The organism is Bacillus sp. CGMCC 1.60114, assembly GCF_042676365.1.
Lineage (GTDB): Bacteria > Bacillota > Bacilli > Bacillales > Bacillaceae_G > Bacillus_A > Bacillus_A rhizoplanae_A.
In genome coordinates this window covers 46,637-64,134 of the sequence record NZ_JBHTHG010000014.1, presented here as the reverse complement: position 1 = coordinate 64,134, position 17,498 = coordinate 46,637, and the positions used below count along the sequence as shown (strand labels likewise).

General features: G+C 33.8%; 32 protein-coding genes. 5 read left to right on the top strand and 27 right to left on the bottom strand.

Annotated elements, in window-relative coordinates:
* Positions 1-161 precede the first annotated feature (161 nt).
* Both ACFQZ1_RS07985 and ACFQZ1_RS07980 read left to right on the top strand, forming a co-directional pair.
* A complete protein-coding gene (locus ACFQZ1_RS07985; protein ID WP_377881595.1) occupies positions 162-386 on the top strand; it encodes a hypothetical protein in 225 nt (74 codons plus the stop codon).
* Positions 387-1,711: 1,325 nt separating this feature from the next.
* Positions 1,712-1,891, top strand: a complete 180-nt coding sequence (locus tag ACFQZ1_RS07980; protein ID WP_377881593.1) for a DUF8096 family protein — start codon at positions 1,712-1,714, stop codon at positions 1,889-1,891.
* Positions 1,892-1,945: 54 nt separating this feature from the next.
* Here ACFQZ1_RS07980 and ACFQZ1_RS07975 read toward each other — a convergent pair whose 3' ends face one another.
* The 10 genes from ACFQZ1_RS07975 to ACFQZ1_RS07930 form a co-directional block, all read right to left on the bottom strand.
* Positions 1,946-2,380 carry a DUF3908 family protein gene (locus tag ACFQZ1_RS07975; RefSeq protein ID WP_377881592.1) on the bottom strand — a complete coding sequence of 145 codons (435 nt, stop codon included), beginning with the start codon at positions 2,378-2,380 and terminating at the stop codon, positions 1,946-1,948.
* A 529-nt stretch (positions 2,381-2,909) separates the two neighbouring features.
* The gene (locus ACFQZ1_RS07970) at positions 2,910-3,437 is read right to left on the bottom strand and encodes a hypothetical protein (protein WP_377881591.1); all 528 of its coding nucleotides are present in this window, start codon (positions 3,435-3,437) and stop codon (positions 2,910-2,912) included.
* A gap of 194 nt (positions 3,438-3,631) precedes the next feature.
* A complete protein-coding gene (locus ACFQZ1_RS07965; RefSeq protein WP_377881590.1) occupies positions 3,632-4,174 on the bottom strand; it encodes a site-specific integrase in 543 nt (180 codons plus the stop codon).
* Complete coding sequence (locus ACFQZ1_RS07960; protein ID WP_377881589.1) at positions 4,174-4,656, bottom strand: ArpU family phage packaging/lysis transcriptional regulator; 483 nt, start codon at positions 4,654-4,656, stop codon at positions 4,174-4,176. The genes ACFQZ1_RS07965 and ACFQZ1_RS07960 overlap by 1 nt, the downstream gene beginning before the upstream one ends.
* Positions 4,657-4,679: 23 nt before the next feature.
* Positions 4,680-4,850, bottom strand: a complete 171-nt coding sequence (locus ACFQZ1_RS07955) for a hypothetical protein (protein ID WP_377881588.1) — start codon at positions 4,848-4,850, stop codon at positions 4,680-4,682.
* A gap of 115 nt (positions 4,851-4,965) precedes the next feature.
* Positions 4,966-5,088, bottom strand: coding sequence for a DUF3983 domain-containing protein (locus ACFQZ1_RS07950; RefSeq protein ID WP_377881679.1), 123 nt, complete (start codon positions 5,086-5,088; stop codon positions 4,966-4,968).
* 40 nt (positions 5,089-5,128) lie between these two features.
* Positions 5,129-5,293, bottom strand: a complete 165-nt coding sequence (locus tag ACFQZ1_RS07945) for a hypothetical protein (protein WP_377881587.1) — start codon at positions 5,291-5,293, stop codon at positions 5,129-5,131.
* 110 nt (positions 5,294-5,403) lie between these two features.
* A complete protein-coding gene (locus ACFQZ1_RS07940; RefSeq protein ID WP_377881586.1) occupies positions 5,404-5,694 on the bottom strand; it encodes a hypothetical protein in 291 nt (96 codons plus the stop codon).
* Between the two features lie 137 nt (positions 5,695-5,831).
* Entirely contained in the window at positions 5,832-6,140 is a 309-nt protein-coding gene (locus tag ACFQZ1_RS07935) for a hypothetical protein (protein ID WP_377881585.1), read from the bottom strand.
* A gap of 273 nt (positions 6,141-6,413) precedes the next feature.
* Positions 6,414-6,782: a spore protein H gene (locus tag ACFQZ1_RS07930; RefSeq protein WP_377881584.1), complete on the bottom strand. Its 369-nt coding sequence runs from the start codon at positions 6,780-6,782 to the stop codon at positions 6,414-6,416.
* A gap of 231 nt (positions 6,783-7,013) precedes the next feature.
* Between ACFQZ1_RS07930 and ACFQZ1_RS07925 the strand changes: the two genes are divergently transcribed.
* Complete coding sequence (locus ACFQZ1_RS07925) at positions 7,014-7,613, top strand: undecaprenyl-diphosphatase (protein WP_377881583.1); 600 nt, start codon at positions 7,014-7,016, stop codon at positions 7,611-7,613.
* A 111-nt stretch (positions 7,614-7,724) separates the two neighbouring features.
* On the opposite strand, the gene ACFQZ1_RS07920 is transcribed toward ACFQZ1_RS07925, so the two are convergent.
* From ACFQZ1_RS07920 to ACFQZ1_RS07860, 13 genes are all read right to left on the bottom strand, one after another.
* A complete protein-coding gene (locus tag ACFQZ1_RS07920; protein WP_377881582.1) occupies positions 7,725-7,919 on the bottom strand; it encodes a hypothetical protein in 195 nt (64 codons plus the stop codon).
* Positions 7,920-7,956: 37 nt separating this feature from the next.
* Positions 7,957-8,460, bottom strand: coding sequence for a dUTP diphosphatase (locus tag ACFQZ1_RS07915; RefSeq protein ID WP_377881581.1), 504 nt, complete (start codon positions 8,458-8,460; stop codon positions 7,957-7,959).
* Positions 8,461-8,492: 32 nt separating this feature from the next.
* The gene (locus tag ACFQZ1_RS07910) at positions 8,493-8,966 is read right to left on the bottom strand and encodes a sugar ABC transporter substrate-binding protein (RefSeq protein WP_377881580.1); all 474 of its coding nucleotides are present in this window, start codon (positions 8,964-8,966) and stop codon (positions 8,493-8,495) included.
* Between the two features lie 27 nt (positions 8,967-8,993).
* Positions 8,994-9,158 carry a DUF3954 domain-containing protein gene (locus tag ACFQZ1_RS07905; RefSeq protein WP_377881579.1) on the bottom strand — a complete coding sequence of 55 codons (165 nt, stop codon included), beginning with the start codon at positions 9,156-9,158 and terminating at the stop codon, positions 8,994-8,996.
* Between the two features lie 18 nt (positions 9,159-9,176).
* Positions 9,177-9,539, bottom strand: coding sequence for a cell division protein SepF (locus ACFQZ1_RS07900; RefSeq protein ID WP_377881578.1), 363 nt, complete (start codon positions 9,537-9,539; stop codon positions 9,177-9,179).
* Positions 9,540-9,576: 37 nt separating this feature from the next.
* Positions 9,577-10,023: an MFS transporter gene (locus tag ACFQZ1_RS07895; protein WP_377881577.1), complete on the bottom strand. Its 447-nt coding sequence runs from the start codon at positions 10,021-10,023 to the stop codon at positions 9,577-9,579.
* Positions 10,024-10,308, bottom strand: a complete 285-nt coding sequence (locus ACFQZ1_RS07890) for an AbrB/MazE/SpoVT family DNA-binding domain-containing protein (RefSeq protein ID WP_377881576.1) — start codon at positions 10,306-10,308, stop codon at positions 10,024-10,026.
* Between the two features lie 16 nt (positions 10,309-10,324).
* On the bottom strand, positions 10,325-10,519 hold the full coding sequence (locus tag ACFQZ1_RS07885) for a hypothetical protein (protein ID WP_377881575.1): 195 nt from the start codon (positions 10,517-10,519) through the stop codon (positions 10,325-10,327).
* A gap of 15 nt (positions 10,520-10,534) precedes the next feature.
* A complete protein-coding gene (locus ACFQZ1_RS07880) occupies positions 10,535-11,449 on the bottom strand; it encodes a P-loop NTPase family protein (protein WP_377881574.1) in 915 nt (304 codons plus the stop codon).
* A 14-nt stretch (positions 11,450-11,463) separates the two neighbouring features.
* Positions 11,464-12,348, bottom strand: coding sequence for a phage replisome organizer N-terminal domain-containing protein (locus ACFQZ1_RS07875; RefSeq protein WP_377881573.1), 885 nt, complete (start codon positions 12,346-12,348; stop codon positions 11,464-11,466).
* A gap of 81 nt (positions 12,349-12,429) precedes the next feature.
* Positions 12,430-12,714: a hypothetical protein gene (locus tag ACFQZ1_RS07870; protein ID WP_377881572.1), complete on the bottom strand. Its 285-nt coding sequence runs from the start codon at positions 12,712-12,714 to the stop codon at positions 12,430-12,432.
* A 27-nt stretch (positions 12,715-12,741) separates the two neighbouring features.
* The gene (locus ACFQZ1_RS07865; protein ID WP_377881571.1) at positions 12,742-12,891 is read right to left on the bottom strand and encodes a hypothetical protein; all 150 of its coding nucleotides are present in this window, start codon (positions 12,889-12,891) and stop codon (positions 12,742-12,744) included.
* Between the two features lie 27 nt (positions 12,892-12,918).
* Positions 12,919-13,242 (bottom strand): helix-turn-helix transcriptional regulator, encoded by a 324-nt coding sequence (locus ACFQZ1_RS07860; RefSeq protein WP_377881570.1) that lies wholly within the window; start codon positions 13,240-13,242, stop codon positions 12,919-12,921.
* Positions 13,243-13,487: 245 nt separating this feature from the next.
* Here ACFQZ1_RS07860 and ACFQZ1_RS07855 point away from each other — a divergent pair, with 245 nt between their 5' ends.
* On the top strand, positions 13,488-13,826 hold the full coding sequence (locus ACFQZ1_RS07855; protein ID WP_377881569.1) for a helix-turn-helix domain-containing protein: 339 nt from the start codon (positions 13,488-13,490) through the stop codon (positions 13,824-13,826).
* Positions 13,827-13,849: 23 nt separating this feature from the next.
* Here the strand turns inward: ACFQZ1_RS07855 and ACFQZ1_RS07850 are convergent, their stop codons facing one another.
* The 3 genes from ACFQZ1_RS07850 to ACFQZ1_RS07840 all read right to left on the bottom strand — a co-directional run bounded on the left by ACFQZ1_RS07850 (position 13,850) and on the right by ACFQZ1_RS07840 (position 15,461).
* A complete protein-coding gene (locus ACFQZ1_RS07850; RefSeq protein ID WP_377881568.1) occupies positions 13,850-14,050 on the bottom strand; it encodes a hypothetical protein in 201 nt (66 codons plus the stop codon).
* Between the two features lie 140 nt (positions 14,051-14,190).
* Positions 14,191-14,325, bottom strand: coding sequence for a hypothetical protein (locus tag ACFQZ1_RS07845; RefSeq protein WP_377881567.1), 135 nt, complete (start codon positions 14,323-14,325; stop codon positions 14,191-14,193).
* On the bottom strand, positions 14,322-15,461 hold the full coding sequence (locus ACFQZ1_RS07840; protein WP_377881566.1) for an AimR family lysis-lysogeny pheromone receptor: 1,140 nt from the start codon (positions 15,459-15,461) through the stop codon (positions 14,322-14,324). Before ACFQZ1_RS07840 ends, ACFQZ1_RS07845 begins: the two co-directional genes overlap by 4 nt.
* A gap of 451 nt (positions 15,462-15,912) precedes the next feature.
* On the opposite strand from ACFQZ1_RS07840, the gene ACFQZ1_RS07835 reads away from it, so the two are divergent.
* Entirely contained in the window at positions 15,913-16,257 is a 345-nt protein-coding gene (locus ACFQZ1_RS07835; protein ID WP_377881565.1) for a helix-turn-helix domain-containing protein, read from the top strand.
* A gap of 117 nt (positions 16,258-16,374) precedes the next feature.
* Here ACFQZ1_RS07835 and kdpA read toward each other — a convergent pair whose 3' ends face one another.
* Positions 16,375-17,439 (bottom strand): potassium-transporting ATPase subunit KdpA, encoded by a 1,065-nt coding sequence (kdpA, locus tag ACFQZ1_RS07830; protein WP_377881564.1) that lies wholly within the window; start codon positions 17,437-17,439, stop codon positions 16,375-16,377.
* Positions 17,440-17,498: the final 59 nt, after the last annotated feature.

Sequence of the window (17,498 nt, the reverse complement as noted above, 5' to 3'; positions counted from 1 at the left end):
TCTTTCATTAACAGAAAATAAGACGCTGTACTGATAACAGCAGCGCTTAAAACAGTCATTCCTATATGCACCCCCTTTACCACTTTTAAATAATTTCCATATTTTAGAAGGATTCAGAACACTAAAAGTCGAATTATGTAAAGTTGAAGGAGGTGAGACACATGTCAAAAACAACAAACATAACAAACATAGAAATTCAATGCACTAACTGCAACACTTGGTTCCAATCTCCTATATACTTTGGTGCTATGGATTCATTTGATATTAGCATGTTGGTCGATAATGTCACAAACTGTCCTTCTTGCGGTCAATTTGTGAGCTATAACAAAGAAAATATGCGTATTAGATCAGAAGATGGTGGTTTTAAAGGTAATGAAACTAACTAAACCAAGGAATGTGTGGCTCTAGCCAAGCTGCACATTCTTTATATATCTCTAAATATATTTTGTTTAATAAGCATCTTGTTATGTTTTATTCCGCATGATACCCCCTCTATTCAAATGTCCATTTTATTAAATAGTCAATCATAATACTAAATCCAGCAGTATCCTTCTACACATGGCAGATGAGCATTGATATACAATTTCTTCACAACTAAAAGAAGAGCACCCGTTTCCGCGAGCACCCTTCTTTGGGATTTGGATTACGATATTCCTTTTAACGAAAGTTAAGAGGTACAAGCAGTATATGCTCGTCCATCTTAAAATGTGAAAAAGCACCCGTATTGGATGCTTTCAATGTGATAGAGTAGAGGCGATAGTTGAATAGGATAGCAGTTAGCTTGTCCTATACTCCAATATATGCTTGTCCTTCTGAAATGTGAAAGCTACTTCTACTTATTTCGCCATCATATATTTGGTAATATTTAAAATTCTCACGCCACCTATGAACTCACACCTCGTATAGGCTCAACAAGAAGCATAAGATTGGAGTGCTTTTAACCCCATCCCCCTCAACAGCATCCTGCGCAAACAAGTGCATGGTGACCTATTAGAAGCGTCACTGTACGAAAACCGCGGGTACATCATTGATAAGGGACAGATGCTTCTCCCAGGGCTTGCCCTAAGAAAAGCTTAATACCTATCTCGTTTTGAAAAATCCCCGAAAATGTCCCCAAAAATATCCCCCATTTTGTCCCTGTTTTTGTCGGGAAATGTACCGTTTCCATTATAACGATAGTGAAAAGTATCTATACTAAACATTGTTAATCTTCCGTACATTATTTCTCAATTCACCAAACATTCCATAATATGTTAAATTAAATTTGAAAAGGCTATCTTTTTCATTAGCCCTTCTCAAACCTCATATGCAAGTTGATGGCGACACCCGTTAGTGGGTGTCCTTTTTTTGAATAAAAAAAGAAAACATACTAAGATTAGTATGTTTTACTTAATTATTATCCTACTGTATATATCCATTGTAATCAAAGTAATATGTTGTTCCATTCTATATAAACAGCGCAAAACGCAAAAATTCAATTTTATATCGTGCATTTTCAAATAATCTCCAATACAGTTGCTATTAATCGAATCGCATTCCTTTACCTTTCTTTACTTCTTCAAATGCATGTCCAAAATTCATTTGTATTCCTCCTTTTCTTTTTAGAAGACCGGTTCGACCGATGATAAAAGAAAAAAGCATCCAATATGTGAATACTTCGTATTATTATGATCAAGTTATGTTAACTCAGATTGATATGTAGGTGAAACAAATGGAAAATAAAGAACTTAAGCAAGAATACGATCTAAACAAAATATATGACCACAAAGAATTCCCAGATAAAATTAGCGGTCGCTGTGATAATTGCGACAACACCTTATTCAAGAGTTCCGTTAAAAATTTCATCTTCATAAGAGAATGTCGTCAATGCGGTATGAAGAAAAGCATATAGCCCTATTCAGTGCTTTTTTCTTTGCATAATAAAAAGCACCCGTATTGGATGCTTTTAAATATACATTTTAAAAATAGTCTTAATTAACTTACTATGCCACGGATACCAATTAGAGTTAGAATCAGCAAAACTATCAAATTCCATTTTTACTCCATTAAGAAATTCAATGTTTAATTTAAGAAGTTCTTCATTACCGTTAACAATAGTCAAATTGATATCTTTAATCTTTGGTTCTTTGACGACTTGTATTTTAATGTCTGAATCAACAGCACTAATAATATAAATACTGTCCTGAGCGAAAAAATAAAATTCCCTTTCCGCCTCATCATCTTTGTATAGGTTCTTAACATAAATACATTCTACATTTTCTAATGGAACTAAATTCTCTGCGTATTTTATCATATTTCGAACTACAGTATGTTTACTTCCGGCAATAGTAAAAATAAAATCTTTAATGTTTGAAAAATGCTCTCTAGTTTCTACTGTCATTTTTTTCTCCTCCCTTTCCTTTTCTTAATTCGACAGAAAAGAAGAAAATCCTACATAATAAAAGAGCAACCATACATCTGCTGCTCCTACTATAAATACGGTAAATGAAGTTTTTACTCTCAATCAAATAAAGTAAAAAACCGCTATCTCGATTGGATAACGTTTTTTTTCAAATAGACAAGTCATGTGTGCTTCATATTACATTAATTTTTGGTAAGGAGTTTTCACGCCTCTTTCAATCGCCAACTGCATATATGTTTCCCTGTTAGTACATACAATGTGATCTCGGTGTTAGCGACTGAAAGAAGAGCAAAAGCTCTCCTATTAGCGTGATCATTCAATCTGCACCATTAAAGCTGGATTCGGATTTAATTATGCCGCTAATATGGAACCGTTTAGAATTATAAAGTTATTCTTATTAAGAAGTGTTTTTCCGCCACTTCTCACAATACAAATATAACACGCTGACTCCAAATAAACCGGCACATTTGCGGTCAAAAATCGGTCACGACTCTGCCACTTATTTTATTTAATTGGTTTTTAATTTTTTAGCTTCTTTTCTTTTTCTATTTCTCATGAATGCATCTAAATGTACTTTTAACTTAATATCAAAACTAACTTCTGCATAATCATAAGGAAGATTCATTTCTTTTCGTAGATTGTTGTATTGATATTGTACATAATTAAGAAATTTTTTGTCCTGATCTACTTGAACCCATTCACCTTTAGGGTGATTCTGATTAAGATAACACTCTTCTTTTAAAATCCAAATAAACTCTTCAAGGATAGGATCTATTAACTCAACTTTCTCTTCAAATATTTGATCTATTTCTTTAAATGATTTAACAGTAATACCTTCATACCCATCAAATGGATGAATATTCTTTACTAGAATACGATATATAGGTGCATACACTTCTTTAAGAATTTTAATCTTATACTCGAACGTTTTAGAAAACTTCTCCTTCTTAATAGTAAAATAATGAGTTAATATCGCTGTAATAATCACACCACCTGTTGAAACTACTAATGTAAATGTTTTTATATCACTTAGCATAAAAGCACCCCCTTAATTACTAATGTATATAAATTGTACATCATTCTCTCTCACTTACCTATATCTTATATTTTGTGTAACTGAGCGAAACGCTCAACCCATTGCTATCACTAACTTTATTAGACTTTCTATTTTGAGTTACACAACACAATAAAAATGGATAACTGTAAGAAAGAAAAAAGAAAAAGCAATAATTAGATTTTAAATCTAGTCATCGCTCTATCCATTGCATCTTGGTTTACACCTATATATCGAAGCGTTACCCTTTCTGATGAATGATTGAAAATCTCCATTAGCAACGCTATATTCTTTGTCTGCATGTACATATGATAACCGAATGTCTTACGTAATGTATGTGTGCCTATCTCATCTAAACCAAACTCTGCTGCCGCTGCTCTAAGTATCTTATATGCCATACTCCTGCCAATCGGTCTGTTACTGCCTTGTCTGCTCTTAATTAAATACTCGTTATCTTCTCTTCCATCAATAAACCATTTTAATTCTTTTCTTAATGCTGAGGTGATTTGGATGCGCTTCTGCTTTCCTGTCTTCATTTCACGCATTGAGATGTGACTTCCTTTTAAATCACCAACCTTTAGCTTCAAGATATCACTAATGCGTAGACCTGTATTGATTCCCATAACAAACAGAATGTAGTTACGTTCATTCTTTTCTTTCAAGTATTCTTTTATTTGTTGTATTTGCTCTGGATCACGTATTGGCTGTACAAAATTCATTATTCATCCCCTCCGACTTCTTCTGTCTCGTAAACCTCTAATCCAAGAGCAAAGGCAAGTTTATAAAACGCTTTAGATTTCCATCGGCGATAAGTACGCTCAGCCATTCCTATTTCGCTATAAACCATGTAATCACATACATCCTCGTCTTCTAAATAACGTTTATATATAATGTCCCTTTGAATACTTCCAGCGCGTCCATTCCCTAGTCGATTAAGGAATTGATCAATACGTAATGACATCCTTTCAAGCCATTCTTCTCGCTTGCTTTGTTGAATGTTTGCTGTGGCTATATCTTCTAATGGCTTACCAACTGCATGTGTAGGACCATGTTCTCGAATTTCATAAGAAGGAGTGACTTTCATTTCTTTACGCATCATCCCAAACTGTCTATATATACGTACACTTTCTAACATACCTTCTAATTTCTCTTGTGTTGCTGCTCTATCGATTTTTGGCAAGAAAGATAATTGTTTAGTCATGTAAGACCACTCCTTTTTATTTTTTACTTTTGTCTTAGTGCACCGCGTCTTCTTTCATATCGAGGTCCACGAATCCCCATTAATTCCTCTATATCCCGTTTACTTAACTGTTCCTTACGCTTTTTCTCATTTTTCTTTTTCATCTGCTGCGATTGTTTTTTCCACTCACGTAATTGGTCTTTTAGTGACTTCATTCTCCCCATCTCCCTTTCGTAAAATAAAAAGGACACCAACCACTATGCAGCCAATAAGCTACTTTAATGATTTGGTGTCCTCTAGTTTTCTAGCCAGACCATATTCTTTTTTCCTTTACTTTAAAATACCGGCCCTAACGAAGATATTCCGCCAAGCTGTTTGAACCGTATATTTCTCCACTGACTTAGCGCGGCGTTGAATAGCTTTTCTTGTCTTCTTTTTCTTTAAATTAGCCATTTCTCTCACTCTCGCTTTCACTACCAAAGGATTATTTTGTTCAGTTTTCTGTATGTCCAAGTATTTCTCTTACATATACTATTAACTGCTCACGATCCATCTTTGCATAACCTTTTATTTTATTGCGCCGACAGACTGACTTTAGATCCCTTAATGTCCACTTTTCGACTGTTGGAATATTAATAGTGATTGTTTGTCCTTCCATGTTCCTCATCCCTCCGCATAATATTTCACCATCTGCACATACTACAAACAGGCTAGACCACAGCCTATTTCTCCTTTTGGATGAGCAGTTAGCTTTTGCTAGCTGCTCTTTTAAATTAGCGCTCCACTAACCAACATAGGACCATCTTCATATTCATTAAATTCCTTTACAAATTCCGATATTTTTTTATTCGGACAAATTTCCGCTACAGCATTCACATACTTTGTAAGTGCCTGATTTCTTGTGATTTCAGTAGGTAATGCCTCTGCCTTAACCTCTTCTGCATTTTCACCAGCTACAATTTCCACATACAAGTCAATCGCTTTTTCTAATCCACCATCTTTAACAGCCATCAAAGCATAATACTCATGCTTATCAAACTCGAAGTATCTCATATCCATTTCCATCTTCCTCCCTGAATAAAACTCAATATTCCGTCAATACTGTAGATATGCTGGTAACCAACATGCAGCATTCTTTCAGCGTTTTTATAAGCAACCCATAATTGTCTCCTTCAAGACTGAGCAGTTAGCTTTTGCTAGCTGCTCTTTTTAACATCAGCCTGTCCCTTGCATTTTTCACAGTAGACCATGTAGCCAATAACAATTGCAGTTTCTTTGTATTGTGGTGTTCCACATCGACATTCCCACCACCAGCCATTATCTAAATAAGCTTCTTTCGGAATTAAGTGTTCGCATTTATACCGATCTGCCCATTTAGCTCTTCTAACTTCAACCTTTATAAAATCTATTCCAAACTCATCCATTCCACATTGCTTTGCTTGACCAGGTGTTTCAGTAAAAACAATCCGTGAATACTCACCATCACTGACTTGATATGCCTTCATATCCATTCCCCTTTTCAATTGGACACATTTACCAATATTATTTCTATATAATTCATGTTATGGTAATTTAGTCTAGTAATTCGTTACTTGACAAAATACCTTTAGAGACCTCGTGATAAACGGGGTTTCTTTTGTATAAAATGAAATTTTTATAATCATTATTAAATAAAACCACATATACTTTAATGAGATTGGGTATTTATTAGCGAGCGATTGGGAGCGCCTTGGTCAGGCGCCCCATTTTTCTTGTAAAATAGCGTTTTTGTTCAAAAATTAATAAATGTTATTTTTATAGTTTTCTACTGCTTTAAGCACCTTATTTGTTACTTTTTCATCAGAATAGAACCGCATGTCTTTGTACTGTCTTGGATTTTGATTGTCTGGCTCATCTGACTGACAACCCTCACGATTTAACAAATGTTGAAACCTTTCTTCTTTGCACCATTTCAATCCACCAAACGATATCCATTCATTATCAGAAACGGTTACTTGTTCAACATCATCAAGTTCATCGTTTTGTTTTAATAACCATAAGTATTCATCGAACTGCATTTCCCAAGGTTTATATGAATTACCGAACATCATTACATGTCCTTCATTAAATTGAACTCGTACGATTTTACCGTTTTGTTTTCTAGCCATCTTTCATTCCCCTTTTCTATTCAAATAACTATTTTATTAAAAATCTTTAATGAGCTAATCCTTACAGTTTTGTAATACTAATGTCACTAAAATCAATTTTTTCACTATAAACTCTTTACTATAATTTTCCTTATACACAAACAAGAATTGTTAAGAAATAACTAAGAATTAATTAAGAAACCGTTAAGCCTCAGTTAAAAAAAATTTCACATAATAAGGAGCAATTTAAAAATGTCTTTTTCTCAATTAAATATTGATGCTTTTCGAGCTATCAATGATTTAGGGAAGCAATATTCATCCCTAAACTCAACAATGGTATTTTTAGCGGAGTATATGGTGTATTTTTTAGGTTTAATTATTATGACTTATTGGTTTACTCAATCTAGAAAAAACAAAATGATGATTATTCAAGCATTGGTTGCTTTCGTAACTGCTGAAATTATTGGAAAGTTAGCAGGAAAATTGCACTTGAATTATCAACCATTTGCAGTTTTACCTAATGTTAATAAACTTGTCGATCATACAGTAGATAATTCATTTCCTAGCGACCATACGATTCTATTTTTTTCAATTTGTTTTTCATTCTGGCTTGTTCGTAAAAAGGCTAGATGGTTATGGCTTGTACTTGCATTCTGCGTAGCTATTTCTCGTATTTGGGTAGGAGTTCATTATCCTTTCGATGTCATAACAGGAGCTTTAATAGGAATTATTTCAGCACTATTTTCGTATTGGTTAACACCGAAAATTACATTCATCAAACAATTACTTAATCTTTACGAAAAAATAGAACAAAATGTAATACCATCCAAAAACAAGTCGAAAAACTTTTGATTAATCTCACAAAGCTAAAAAGATTACATATATTACCGAGTATTTTTCAATATTTTCTTGATCGAAGAGCGCTCCCTTGGGCGCTCTTTAATTTTAAAATAACGCTTTGATTCAATTCTTGTAAGGTTGCCAGTTCATACCGTCCAAGTTGCAAGTTTCCTTTCCATAAACCTTACGACCACGCCCTTGCTCGACTTCCTTAATCTCGTACCATTTACCAGTATCATCATCTTTTACGACACCACCTTTACGTGGTTTGTAAGAGAACGAAAACACCTTTTTTCCATCAACATAAAATGGATACATTCGCAATCACCCTTTTTAATAAAATTCAAATTTGGTACTAATATCCGCTGCTTAATCGCTCATAATTAACTTTGTTTTTAGCAAAATACGATTCCATCATGTCTTGATGAGTCATTCCTAGTTTGTATCCAATAGCAATTAAGGCTCCTAATGCTTTAGCGTAATCAAAAACACATGAGTAATCAGCTCTGTACATAACCCCAAACATTTCATGAAAACTGCTTTCCGCATCTTTAAATTTATTTGCTAATCTTAAATGTCTATCTGAACCAATAATTAATTCAACATGTCCATATTTATTACCAAGAGAAGTAACAAAATGCATACAATCCGACCACTCATCATACTGCCGTGCCTTATCATTACGCTTATTTCTCTTCCAATACTTAAAAAAACCATTCTCATTTGAAAGCTCACCTAACTCTGTATACAACGCATGTGTTATATCTCCCGTTAAGCTCTTACCTTCTAATCCATGTACTTCCACAACCTTTTGATCCAAACGTTCCTGTTCTTCAAAAATTCTTTTAATGTCTAGCATGTTTTAATCATCCTCCTTTATATATCTACCAATCACGCTGTCCTTTTTTCCGTTTCTGTTACACCGACTAACATGTTTTCTAAACCTAATTGATCTAATATGAGAATCGCCAATTCAATTTGATGCCTTCCTAATTTCATTGCTATATCCTCAAATCTAAAGCGCTTTTTCCACAATTCCTTAAAGCGAGTAATATCCTTTTCTGGCCACATAAAGTTCGCTTCTTCAAGAGCAATGTAGACATTAGGAGGTAATTCATATTTTTTCTTATTCCTAATGCTTTCCTCACCGATTTCACCTAATCCAATAGCACGTCCCTGAATCTTATATTTATCTATTTGATCTAAAATTAAGACAGCAACCTCAATTTGTTTTCTTTTCAATATCTTTGAAATTGCTAAGATACTAATATCACTGTTCCACATCTCACGAAATCGAATTACATCTCTTTCATCCCATAAAAAATTTACTTGCTCTAACGCAACATGGATTTTTAGAGTTGTCATTCTGTACACTCCTTTGTAAAATGGTAATTATTTTATTTTTTCAGTAAACTTAGTATCGACACGATCAACTTTTCCGTTCACCCATACTGCAACTTGCTCACCGTATCCACTTACTGGTGGCTCTACCGAAATAACACGACCATCTTTTACAACGTAAATTTGATTTTTTGTAACATCAATTTCAGCTTTCACGCACCCATCTCCCTTTATTTATTTCAGATATTCCACAACATTTACAGGACAAAATCCCTCTCCTAAATGTATTCTTAATGGAATAGTTTCCTTATGATCCCTTGCCGCCTTGCATAATTCTTCAGCTGCTTCCCAATTAAAAGAACTGTCATGCTCGCGATTGAAACGCCATATTCCAATCGCATGTTCCTCGAAAATTTCGTACCGATCATCTTGTTTAGTTGTACGAGGTAATTCATCAGTACTCTTAGCAACAGAAGGAATCTGCACGCGTACATCAGTGTATGTAATATTTCCAGTTCCTCTTTTCACAGTTGCTTTACTAATATCAAACTGCATGATTTCCGGCTCCACATCGAAAATGTTTAATTGCTTCGCCATTTTATTCTACTCTCCTTACTCTATAAGATTAGTAATTTCAAACCGCATAAACGCCTTTTCGATTGTCCTTAATAATCTGTCCATCTTTATCAAAATACGCTATTTCGAATCTTGGATCACAACTGTATGGGAGCGTATCTCCATCGAATACAATGGATAAATCATTATTGTGATTGCCAATGATTGTTCCCATACGCCCCAAGACTTGTACTCTCATCCCTAAATACGCAAACGTAATTCTTCTTTTTTTGCACATTCTACGAAATGATTTTTCATTACTGAATAATTGTTCTACATTAACTAATCCAATATTTTCACATCGTACAAATTTCAAAAATTGTGTATAAGGCATGTCCCAAAATCGATGGGAAAATTGTTTGTAGTATTCATATTTCGCGTTTTCTTGTGTCTCCTCCGTGATGATTTTTTCACACGGCCAATGTTCAAACACTGTATAAAGTTTGAAATTGTATTGGAGCTTCATTTACTCACCACCCTTTTCCCTCGTTTTTTCAATAATTAAATCCATTAATACTTTTGCTCCTTCTGGGCTTAAAGTGATTCTTCCATCCAACAAGTCAACGTTTTCATCAGAAGCTTGTCCTGTAACTAGACAAACTTTCGCATGTTTTCTTAAAATAATGTCTTCATTATTAACATGTATTTCTAATGGAGTCCCTTCAACAAGACCTAATGTTCTGCGTATTTCAACTGGAATAACCACACGACCAAGCTCATCCACTTTTCTTACAATACCTGTATTTTTCATCATTATTTCCCCCTTGTTAGCTAACTTTTTGTTGTCTTTTCCGTTTTACTTCTTGCTTCATTGACTCAAAACGTACTAACCATTCTTCCCAACGTTCTTGATAAGATGCTTGCTGTTGTCTTGCTACTTCACAATTACAACCAGTTGTTTCAATTACACCTGGATAAGTTTCCTTACGAATAATTCCTGTATCATTACATAATGCACACATGTTTATTCCTCCTTATTAGAAACCAATATCTAAATTCACAATTCTTTTATCTGTTGTAGTTTTAAAAACAATCGTTTCATCTTTTGACACGCCATTTAACAATCGACTTGCAAGTTTTGGATCGTATTTTTGAAATAGTTGAAAGCTTGCTAAATTAGATGTTGTTATTGTGGTTTTATTTGCTCCTTGTCGACCATTTGTAACACCATAAAGTATTTTATGAACAAAATCGCTTGCTTCTCCATTTCGATTCATAGATCCACTTTCAGCACCTAAATCATCAATTACCAGAAAATCCGCTTCGACCATTAAGCTAATGCAATAATCCATTGTGTATTTTGACTCTTTATTGCGAAATGAGTCTTGTATTAGACGAATTAGTTTTTCTATCTCTACGAACAGACAACTTTTCATCTTCTTATAAGCATATTCATCATTAAGAGTCTCACCATCAGAAACAGCCCAATAATGTTTTACAAGTTCATATAACATTGCATAAGCTAAATGACTTTTTCCTACGCCTTGAATGCCTGCGATATAAACATTCAATGTTTCACCTTTTTTGATGCGCTCAATAATAGCTAGTGCTTTTTTCTTATTCATTTTTGTTTCTTCACAACTCGTTTCGTATGTTGATAACCTAGATTCTGTAATAGATTGATTTTCGATAATACTGCGTTGAAAAAGTATATTTTTCTTTCTTTCTCTATTAATTTTCTTGTAATGATTATTTGCTTGTTGGAATAAAACTGAATCCTGTTGCTCCACTTTGCATCTTGGACAATAGATCGAACCGTCATTTTTATCAATTAATTTCCGCACTGGCTTTACGATTAACTGTCCACCCTTACTAAACGTATGCTCTTGGCAATGTTCGTCTGCAAACTCTAATGCTGCAATCTTTTCAAATGATTTCTGCATCTTTTGCATCGCTATTCACCCCTCTAAAATGGCATATTCCCTTTAAAACCAGGTATATTTATGTGATTTCCGTACTGTTGTTGATTGGTTTGAGCTATATTAACTGTTTCATTTAAATAATTATCAAAATGTTTTTGAGAAAATAATGTACTTGGTCTTAAATATTGTTCCAGCGGTTTTCCATCTCGATCAAATTGCCCTAACCACTGTAATACCTTGTTATCAATTACTGTTTTAAAATTCTCAACTGTATAACCTTCATTGCATCTAGCTCTAATTAACTTTCTATGGCTTTCTGCTTTATAGTTGAAGTTTTTTTTCGCCATTTGATTTAAATACTCAATAATTTCTTTGTATGGATTTGCTGCCGATTCAGATTCGTCAGAAGATGAATTATTTTCTTTTTCTAAATCTTCATCTTTATCTTCTTCTATATCTAATTCTTTATCTTCTTCTATATCTGTTTCGTGACCATGAGTGACTCTTTCGTGACCGTCACGTGACATATTCAAGAGCAATTGTTTTTCACGTTCTCGTTGTTTTTGTTTGCGTACTCTATTTTGTTCTCTTATTTTTTCTAATCCATCTATGTTCTGATGCTTCTCCCAATTAGAAATACATATATACTGATCTTCTGTAATTTCAATCATTCCGAACTGTTTAAACGTTTTAAGTGCTAGTCTAACAGTTGAAAGAGGCCTATTAAAAAGAGTTGAGAGCATTTCATCTGTATATGGAATATTTTCACTTAGAAAAATATATCCGCTTGCATTCGTCTTACCAGCTTGAGCTAGTAACCTAATCCATATAATCAACAAGGTATCAGCTTCAGGCATGCTTTCAATTAAACGAATTTTTTCATCTTCAAACATACTCGTTGATAGCTTTATCCATTTAACTTCTGACAATGTCGTTACCTTCTTTCTGTGGTATACTTATGACATCTGTTTTTTCTTATGGACTCCTGCTGCAACAGGGGTCTTTTATTTTCATGTAATATAGTGAACCCTTGTAATAACATCAGCCCTTATACCTTGCTTTTGCAAATGTCTAACGATGAAACGGATACTTTGTTGTTCGCGATCATACTGTTCTTTTGCTCGGTATAGAGCTGCAAGTTCCCTTCTCGCAAGACGAGATTCCTTAATCCAAATTCCAAATGCTAATGGATCACGTTGTTTTAATGCTTCCTTTTGCATTTTTTCACAATGTTTGATGAAATCTTTTAGTATTTTCGCCTTTTCAGCGTCTTTTTGTAAAACCATTGCTTTCATACTTTTTCCTCCATCATGTTAATTTGCTTATTTTTGTGCTTCTAGTTCTTTAGCTGTTTTTCGTTTGACCGTAACTTCCACACCAAGGTAATGTTCATACACTTCCTTAAATACATCCTCAATTTTTCGCTTTCCATATGTTTCTTCACCGATGTACAGGTAAGATTTTTTTTTCATATCTTGGTCCTCCATATGATTAAAAATTCAATCTTCTTTTGACTCGATTCCCACCTCTTTTTCCGCGAAACGCGGAAGTTTACTTAAAAAAATATCTTCTGGTGGAAAATCCATATCCATAGCCAATTTTAAAACCCATATTTCCGCGTTATGCAGATATGAAGGTAAGAAAAGCCACTCAACTGGAAAACTCAAAAACACCGCTATACGCATGGCTAATGGTGGTCTAGGAGTTCTTCTTCCTGTTTCAATATCACCATAATGTGAAGGGCTTGTTTTCACAACTTTAGCTATATCTTCTTGCGTTAGACCGTGCTTTTTTCTAATTTCTATAAGCCAATCTCTTCTCATGATGCACCTCCGTAATCTCTAATTAATTCTCATTATATCCGCGTTACGCGGAAATGTAAATACATTTTCTAAAAAACATTTGTAAATTCCCCTCCGCGCTTCGCGTATTTTTTCATTGTGCATTGATATAAACTAGTGTTATCTTATATTTATAGCAAAGAAAAACAAAATTATTAGCGCACAATTAGGTCATTTTTCAAAAGTAAAATACCTTAAAATATAAAAGATTCTAGGAGGATATGCGTATGGGTATCGGGGAAAGATTAAAGTTCTTACGTAATAGAAGAGGATGGACAATTCAAGAAACAGCTGCAAAAGTTGAAATATCTGATTCCACATATGGTGGATATGAAACAGATTATAGAAAACCTAATCTTGAGATTCTTTGCCGATTAGCAAATGTTTTCAATTCTACTACAGATTTTATTTTAGGAAGAACTGAAGATCCGAACGGACTTGATCTCGATGTGAAGGATATACTAGAACATGGAAAACTCAACTGGGATGGACGAGAACTTAATGAAGAAGAAGCCGAAAAAGTAATGGCTTTATTACAAATTGTTATGCAACGTAAACTGAACTAATAAAAAAAGGATTAGCCATAATGCTATTCCTTTTTTGTTTGGAAAATATTCATAATTTGATCTAGCTCATCTTTCGTCATTAGATTTTGTTTATACAGCTCCTCCATGATATATTTCACATCACAGCTTGCTTTTGTATCATCTACTAATTCCCCAATCATTTGCTTTACTTGTTGTTTTACGCCTTCTTTTCCCATTTGTACCGCTCCCCCTTGATTAAGCATGTATATTTCCTCCCATATAAATTGGTAATTATTAGGTGTCGATTTTTTGCCACTCTACCTAAATCCTACATTCCCCAAAAAGTACGAAAGACGCTGCTAATTAATAGCAACGTCTTCCTTTTTGTTATTAAATTTTTATATTAATGACCACCAGGTTCAACTGACATATATTGTACTGGCTCTTTAACTTGGCTTGATTGATCTACTGTTCCTGTACCTAAAATAAAAGTAAATGCACTCATGATGCTTAATACCACAATACTTAACTTTTTCATCCTACTCGCTCCTCCATTGAGGCTAATACACGTTTGGCTGCATTAGCGTAATGATAGTTTCCAACACGTTCAAAACGTTTTAAAGCTTGTCTTAGTAACAGTATATCATTGTCAATTCTGGAAATATAGTACAAAATAAATGGCGATTCGAATTTTCTTTCTTTTGCTAATTCTTCAAAAATTTTCAAAGCTTTTTCTTTATCACCATATAGACCTTCGTAATATGCAATCTCAGATATATCAATACTAGTAAAGTCTATTTTATCTAAATTAAAACCATTATCTATATATAAAAAAGCCAATGTGGACTGGAAAGATTTATATTTTCTACTACTTTTCAAAATTCCATTATCAACTAAATACTTGATGCTTTGTAATAAGTATTTTTCCGCTTTCAACACATCGGTAAATAGGTAGCTCTCTCCAAGGCAGCATAGTGCTGTGGCTTTAATAACAGGTGCCTCAAGTGCTGAATTTAATATTTCTTTGCACTTATCTCTGCATGCATTTAAATCCTCATTGAAAAGGTTTATATATGCAATTCTGTCATTATAGTGCATTTCTAAACACGATTTTATAAATCCCTTGTTTATTTCATTTAGATTTTTTTCTACTTTATCTGAATACGGGAGCATAGCACGGTAATTAAAAATATCATACATAGAAAAGCTGTATAACATATTTGTTAAAACTTGAATTTCTGGATCACTAGAAAAAGCTATTTTATCCATCTCATCAATCATTGCTTGCCCACGAGTTGCATTTTGATTCCTAAGATTATATAACTTGTAAATTTTAAAATACTTCTTCAACTTTTTATTTTTCTGATGTTTTTCTATTAGTTTGTCTATAACTTTGTATTCACCGATTCCTTGACAATAGCATAGTGCTTTCCTAATATTTAAATCGCTTTTACAATGCATGATAAATTCATTTAACACTTCTCTTCTTTCTTCCATATCATCAAAAAGTACTGAAGCTACAAGTAAAAAATTATCAAATTTCATTTCAGCTGTATTACCTGTAACAGCATCTGTAATCACTACTCGATCGACTCCAGTTTTTCTTTGTATATCTGGAAATGTTAACTCTTTTCTTTCAGATTGTTTTCTAATACGTTTCATTAACTCATTCATAAAATCACATCCCTTTTCTGAACAGGACACCACCCTAACACTTTCTCAACTTAGAAACCAAAATACGAGAAGAGAGTATTAAACTTTTATGTTATACTTGGATGTGACTCGTATGTAGCAAATGTTTCCTATGCACGGTTAGGGAACGCTCAAGAGTGTGTCTGCCAACCATCCTCTTGAATACGCTCATATGGGTCTTTTTTTCGTTCCTTTTATTGTTAAAATTATTTTATCATAAAGATTTAGAAGATTTTTACTCGTTTAACAATTTTAGTATTGAGAAAGTTTTTTCAAAATTCTCTGATCTATTTCCAAAAATAGTTTATCACATAAAGAACGTTTGTTCTATGCCGTTTAGAGAAAAACGAAAAATTATATGTCAAATAAAATAAAACAGGCAAATTACCTGTCATATATAGTTTAAAAAAACTGCCTTATTTATAATGAAAGCATGAACACTTTTGGAGAAAATTTAAAAAAGTTTAGAAACAGCTTAGGTCTAACACAATCTCAATTTGGTGAGGAAGTGCAATTAAGTCGAAGTCAGATCAATAACCTTGAAAATAATTTTAATGAACCTGACTTAGCTTCGCTCAATCGCATCGCGAATTTTTTTGATGTATCTGTTGATACATTGATGGGTAGAAAAACTACAACTAGTGAAAAACACTTAGAAAATGTTCTCGATGAACTCCAAACGGTTTTCGCAGGCCTGGATGAAGTTCAAAGAGAACATCTTAGCAAACAACTCATTTTGTATTTACGTTTTTTAAACGCAAACCAAGAATTGTTATGAGTTGATTGTAGAAGAAAATATTACCTTCTGCAATGGTAAAGATTACTTACCTATTTTCCCTAAAAGCAAGAGCGTCATATATTAAAGACGTTTCTGCTTTATTTTTTTTGCATTTTACTAGCTAATGGTATATGCATCATGTGTTGTATTTACACCCCCTGTTCCCGAAGCGCTTGTAACAGTTGCATATAAAGCAGAAGATATCACGCCAAGACGCATTTCTTTCCCTTCCATATTTCCTTGAGAACTGTCTATACCAATTTGATTTAACAGTGGATTCCCTTTCAATTCAGATATGGCAAGTATAGAAAATCCAATAATAAACAAAATGAACATCGATACAAAAAGCATCCGGCCTTGTTTCCGATTACCAACCATTCTTCCGTATACAAAAGGAAATGCCATTGGAATTAACATTTGCAGCAGCATCTGGAGTACATTACTAATCATATTTGGATTTTCAAAAGGATGTGCTGAAACAGTTCCGAAAAATCCTCCGCCATTATCTCCAAGTTCTTTAATAGAAAGTAAAGACGCTACTGGTCCACGAGGAATTGCCTGCTCCGCCCCTTCCAGCGCTTTTGCGATAATCGTAGAATCCAGTGTTTGCGGTGTTCCTAGCGCTAGAAAAATTAGCGATGTCACAAATGAAATTGGTAATAACACCCTTGTAATAGATTGAGCAAAATCAACAAAGAAGTTACCAATTTTTTTACCTGCTAAGACGCGAACAAACGTAATACCAATCGCCATTGAAGTTGCAGGTGCTGCAAACATCATAAACGTTACTCCAGCCATTTGAGAGAAATAAGATAAACTACTTTCGCCCCCATAATGTTGTAGATTCGCATTTGTCATAAACGTGATAGCTGTATGAAATGCTAATGTCGGCTCCATTCCTGAAACATGGTTTGGATTTAACGGCAACATCCCCTGTAATCGAAATATGGAATACACAACAAGGATAAAAAACAAGTTTGTTATGATTAAGCAAAACAAATAGTGTTTCCAGCTTTGACAATATCCTTTAATTCCTGCGACTTTAAACAAAAATTTTTCCAATGGACCAAATACCTTTTGGAATGGTCCATTTTTCTGAAACACATTGTATATGTAATCTCCCATTGGTTTTGCTATAACTACAAATAGACAAATTGTAATTAGACTTGTAAGCCAGTTCATCCTTTTTCTCCCCTCTGTTTCTCTACAATTATTTTCTATCATACGTAGTTAATTGTAAA